Annotated in this window: 6 protein-coding genes; all 6 read left to right on the top strand. The window is 64.8% G+C overall.

The features are described 5' to 3' along the window. A partial coding sequence (locus ABNS06_RS01715; protein ID WP_348672235.1) for an SLC13 family permease occupies positions 1–877 on the top strand: 877 nt, incomplete at its 5' end. Positions 878–954: 77 nt separating this feature from the next. Then, the gene (locus ABNS06_RS01710; RefSeq protein WP_348672234.1) at positions 955–1,116 is read left to right on the top strand and encodes a hypothetical protein; all 162 of its coding nucleotides are present in this window, start codon (positions 955–957) and stop codon (positions 1,114–1,116) included. After that, complete coding sequence (locus ABNS06_RS01705; RefSeq protein WP_348672233.1) at positions 1,116–1,850, top strand: nitroreductase family protein; 735 nt, start codon at positions 1,116–1,118, stop codon at positions 1,848–1,850. The genes ABNS06_RS01710 and ABNS06_RS01705 overlap by 1 nt, the downstream gene beginning before the upstream one ends. A 121-nt stretch (positions 1,851–1,971) precedes the next feature. After that, positions 1,972–2,127 carry a hypothetical protein gene (locus tag ABNS06_RS01700; RefSeq protein ID WP_348672232.1) on the top strand — a complete coding sequence of 52 codons (156 nt, stop codon included), beginning with the start codon at positions 1,972–1,974 and terminating at the stop codon, positions 2,125–2,127. 48 nt (positions 2,128–2,175) lie between these two features. After that, entirely contained in the window at positions 2,176–3,039 is an 864-nt protein-coding gene (locus ABNS06_RS01695) for an MBL fold metallo-hydrolase (RefSeq protein ID WP_348672231.1), read from the top strand. 241 nt (positions 3,040–3,280) lie between these two features. Next, positions 3,281–4,637: DUF1538 family protein (locus ABNS06_RS01690; RefSeq protein WP_348672230.1), on the top strand; the 1,357-nt coding region annotated here is incomplete at its 3' end.

Below are 4,637 nucleotides of genomic sequence, written 5' to 3'. Positions count from 1 at the left end.
GCTCGCGGTGGCCTACGGGTCCAGCATTGGCGGCATGGGGACTCCCATCGGCTCGCCGCCGAACCTCGTGTTCCTGGAGGTTTACCGCACCACCACGGGCGTTGCGATGAGCTTCGTGGAATACATGACCATCGCACTACCGGCGGTGATCCTGCTGCTGCCGCTCGCCGCGCTGTGGCTCACCCGCCGGGTGACGTCCACCGAACCGGTCAACCTGCCGGAGACCGGCCGCTGGGCCGTGGACGAGCGCCGGGTGATGATCATCTTCGCGTTGACCGCACTGGCATGGATCACCCGCGGCGACCCCTTCGGAGGCTGGAGCCAGTGGTTCGGCCTGCACACCGCCAACGATGCCAGCGTCGCGCTGGTGGCGGCGGTCGCCCTGTTCCTTGTACCCAACGGTCGCGGCAGTCGTTTGCTGGACTGGGAATCCGCGGCCTCGATCCCCTGGGGCATGCTGATCCTGTTCGCCGGCGACATCGTCATCGCCAAGGCGTTCTCCGCCTCCGGCCTGAGCACGGCGATCGGCGACCTGCTGGCGGGCGTGGGTGCGCTGCCCGTCGTGCTGTTGCTCCTGATGATCTGCCTGGGCGTCACCTTTCTCACCGAGGTCAACAGCAACACCGCGACGGCGGTGCTGCTGATGCCCATCCTCGCCGCCGCGGCGCTCGCGAACGAGCTCGACCCGCGTCTTCTGATGGTCCCGGCCGCGCTGTCGGCAACCTGTGCCTTCATGCTTCCGGTCGCCACTCCGCCGAATGCCGTGGTGTTCGGCAGCGGTTCGATTCGCGTCCAGACCATGATTCGCGAAGGCTTCGCGCTCAACCTGATTGGCGCGCTGGTGATCACCACGGTGTGCTACCTGCGGCTGGCCTAGGGAAACACTGGTCGAGCCCGCGGGCCGAATATGTGAGGATGCGCAGGTCTCCTCCTCGCCAAAACCACGCAACGCCCATGCTGAGAGTCGCCCTCACCCTCGAAGGCCGCACCATCGACGACATCGACAAGGCCCTGGACGAAGCCAGGCGACAAATTCTCAACGGTGACCGCACCGGCGCCGATGCCAGCGAGGATGGCGCCTACAAGTTTCAGGTTACCGGACAGGAGAATTCCTGATGTCCAGCTCCAACCGCCCCGCGAACGTCGAGGCATTTCGCGAGGCCGTCGTCACGCGCCGCTCCGTGCGCCAGTTCACCGAGGAGCCCATCCCCGAGGCCGTTCTGCAGGACTGCCTGGACATGGCCCTGCTGGCACCGAACAGCTCGAATCTGCAGATGTGGAACTTCTACCGCATCACCTCAGCGGACAAGCGGGAGCAGATGGCGAAAGCCTGCATGAGCCAGAAGGCGGCGAAAACCGCCGCGGAACTGATTGTCTGCACCGGCCATACGAGGAACTGGCGCAAGCACGCGAAGGAAATCCTGAACCAGTGGCCCGGCGACCAGCCGCCCAAGGTCGTCCAGCAGTACTACGGCGGACTCACGCAGTTCATGTACGGCATGGTGCCCATGGACATGCTGGGATTCGGCGCGCGGGCGAAGAAGGGACTGCGCGACTCCATCGGTCTAGTCCGGCCGATGATGCGCACGCCCAATACCGAAGCCGACATGGAGCTATGGGCGGCCAAATCCGTCGCGCTGGCCTGCGAGAACCTCATGCTGGCGCTGCGCGCCTACGGATTCGACAGCTGCCCGATGGAGGGCTTTGACGAGCAGCGCGTCAGAAAGCTCTGCGGTTACGGGCGCCATGAGTTCACCGTCATGGTGATCGCCGCCGGGCGGCGACACCCGAAGGGGATCTACCACGAGCGCATGCGGTTTGACCGCGACCGGTTCATCCACGAAGTCTGATTCCAGGGTTCGGACCCGAGCATCGATTGTTGTTGCCTATTGAACAGTGGATGACATTCAATTTCTCAGATGGCGATATTGCGCGTAACGTCGATCCTGAAATCACAGACGGAGTCACTCGATGAGCATGTTGATGCAATGGCTGCGCGCGTTGTTCGGCCAACCGGAGCCTGAACTCGTACCGATCCCGGTACGTTGCAACTTCGACAACAACTACTACGGTGACCGGGTCTGCGACGCCGAGCGGCGACGGCGTGAGCTTGGCCGGACGCGCTAACGCGGTCCCGGTGGTCACCGCCGACTCGCGGGACCGTCTCGCCGTCGCATGAAACCGCCGTGGGAGCATGAGGACGTCAAGGCTGCGTTTCCGCCCTACACGGTCGTGCCCCTTGGCCAGAGCGTACGACGGATCACCGCGCCGAATCCGGGGCCGCTGACCGGGCCCGGGACAAACACCTACCTGATTGGTGACGATCGCGTCGCGGTCGTCGACCCCGGCGTTCGCGACCCCCGCCACCTTGATGCCATTCTCCAGGCCACCGACGGCCGGATCGAATGGATTCTGCTGACCCACACCCATCCGGATCATTCGCCGGGCGCACGAGAACTGGCCGAACGCACCGGCGCCCGCGTCCACTCGCATCCGGCCGAGTTGCAAGGCGTTCGCGACGCCAGCTTCCGGCCCGATCTGCTGCTGGACGAAGGCGACCGGCTCGACTGCGGCGACTTCACCCTGCGCTGCCTGCACACGCCGGGACATGCGACCAACCACCTATGTTTCCTGGTGGAGGGTACCGGGGACCTGATCGCCGGCGATCAGTTCATGGATGGCGCCACCGTCGTCATCGCCCCACCCGACGGCAACATGTCGGACTACTTCGCGTCGCTGGAGCGGCTGAAGCATGAACCCATCGAGCGCATCCTGCCGGCGCACGGCAACCCGCTGAGCCCGCCCGCCTCGGTGATCGAAGGCGTGATCGCCCACCGTCTGAAGCGGGAACGCAAGGTCATCGACGCGCTCGCGTCGCTGGAAGACCTGGTCACGATGCAGGAACTGCTGCCCGTGGCCTATGACGATGTGCCGGAAATGCTGCACCCGTTGGCTGCACGCAGCCTGCAGGCGCATCTGGACAAACTGGTCACCGACGGAACCGCGCAAACGCGCGATGGCTGCTGGCAGCTGACCTGAGCGCTCGCCGCGCGAAGAACGGCGACATCGCGATTCGCATCCGCGTCGAGCGGAGCCGATTCGGTCTTCCGGCCAACATCGACCATAATCCCGGTCTGGTGTCAGGGGAATGCTCCATGCAATCGGCACGGGGACACAACGACGGTCCGCTGCAACATGCTCAGACCGAAACGATCCGAATGGCCTTGATTGGCGCGGCTGATGCATCCATCGCCTGCCCATCCACCACAGCGATCGTCCCTTGATTACCGCACGCAAGGTTCGCCTCAGCTTCACCGACTCGCTGAAGATTCTCGGCCCGTACGTCTACGAGAACTTCGTCGAGCAGCTGAAGACGATCTGGTTCATCGTCGCCTATCTGCTGCTGTTCCAGATCCTGGTGCTGGGCCTGCCCATCGTGCACGCACTGATGATCGGCGTGGGTATTGGCATCGTCGCATTCGGGCTGATGTTCTTCATGGAAGGGCTGCGGCTGGGGCTGATGCCGCTGGGCGAGACGATTGGCGCGATTCTGCCGCGCAATTCTTCGCTGCCAATCATTCTGGGCTTCGCGTTCCTGCTCGGCATCGGCGCCACCTTCGCCGAACCGGCGATCGCCGTGCTGCGCAGCGCGGGTGCCGGGGTGCAACCCGAGCAGGCGCCGCTGCTCTACAGCCTGCTCAACGACTTCGCCAACCAGCTGGTCACCGTCGTCGGCATCGGTGTCGGCATCGCCGTGCTGCTGGGGATTCTGCGCTTCTTCCTCGGCTGGTCGCTGAAGCTGTTCATCATTCCCCTGATCACGCTGCTCTGCGGACTCACGCTCTACGCCCACTCCCACGACATGCTGCAACCGGTGCTGGGGCTGGCCTGGGACTGCGGCGCGGTCACCACGGGGCCGGTGACTGTCCCGCTGGTCCTGGCGCTGGGCATCGGTGTCTGCCGCATCGTCGGCGATGGCGACGCGGGCAATGCGGGTTTCGGCATCGTCACGCTGGCGTCCCTGTTTCCGGTGCTCGCGGTGCTGATGCTGGCAATGTGGCACGTACAACAGGACGACTACTACGGCCAGCCGAACTACGCCGGAACGCCGGTGGTGCAGCAGGCCGCACCTGCCCCCGAACGGACCACGCCCAAGGCCCGCCCGGAAGGCTTTACCAAGGACGAGTTCGACCGTTTCCTGCGCAACGGTGTCCCGTCCAGCGATTACGAACTGAAGTTCGCGGGCGGCAGCCCGCAGCTGATTGAAGGGCGAATCGTCCTGGACGATTCCACGCTAATCCTGGAGAAGCGTCAGGCGCTTCAGGCCAAGGTCGTGTCAAAGGCGGTCTGGGACCCTTCCGTCGCGTTCTTCGAGGAGCTCCGCGCCGGGGCGCTGGCCGCGCTGCGCGCTATCGTGCCGCTGTGCCTGTTCCTGCTGATCACGCTGCGTCTGGTGCTACCCGAGCGGTTGCGCAACCGCGATGAAATCTTCATCGGCATCAGTTTCGCGGTAATCGGCATGAGCCTGTTCATCCTCGGCATCACGCTGGGTTTGACGCCGCTGGGCGCGCAGCTCGGCAGCAACGTCCCGCTCAGCTTCGCGACGCTGACGCCGTGGGGTGCCGAGGGGCTGCGCG

The sequence above is a fragment of the uncultured Abyssibacter sp. genome (assembly GCF_964000955.1).
Taxonomy (GTDB): domain Bacteria; phylum Pseudomonadota; class Gammaproteobacteria; order Nevskiales; family OUC007; genus Abyssibacter.
This window is presented reverse-complemented; position numbering and strand designations above follow the sequence as displayed.

What these genes read in the sequence shown, in the direction of transcription:
- ABNS06_RS01710 (WP_348672234.1), top strand. Translation starts at nt 955, where the DNA reads ATGCTGAGAGTCGCCCTCACCCTCGAAGGCCGCACCATCGACGACATC.
- ABNS06_RS01705 (WP_348672233.1), top strand. Translation starts at nt 1,116, where the DNA reads ATGTCCAGCTCCAACCGCCCCGCGAACGTCGAGGCATTTCGCGAGGCC.
- ABNS06_RS01700 (WP_348672232.1), top strand. Translation starts at nt 1,972, where the DNA reads ATGAGCATGTTGATGCAATGGCTGCGCGCGTTGTTCGGCCAACCGGAG.
- ABNS06_RS01695 (WP_348672231.1), top strand. Translation starts at nt 2,176, where the DNA reads ATGAAACCGCCGTGGGAGCATGAGGACGTCAAGGCTGCGTTTCCGCCC.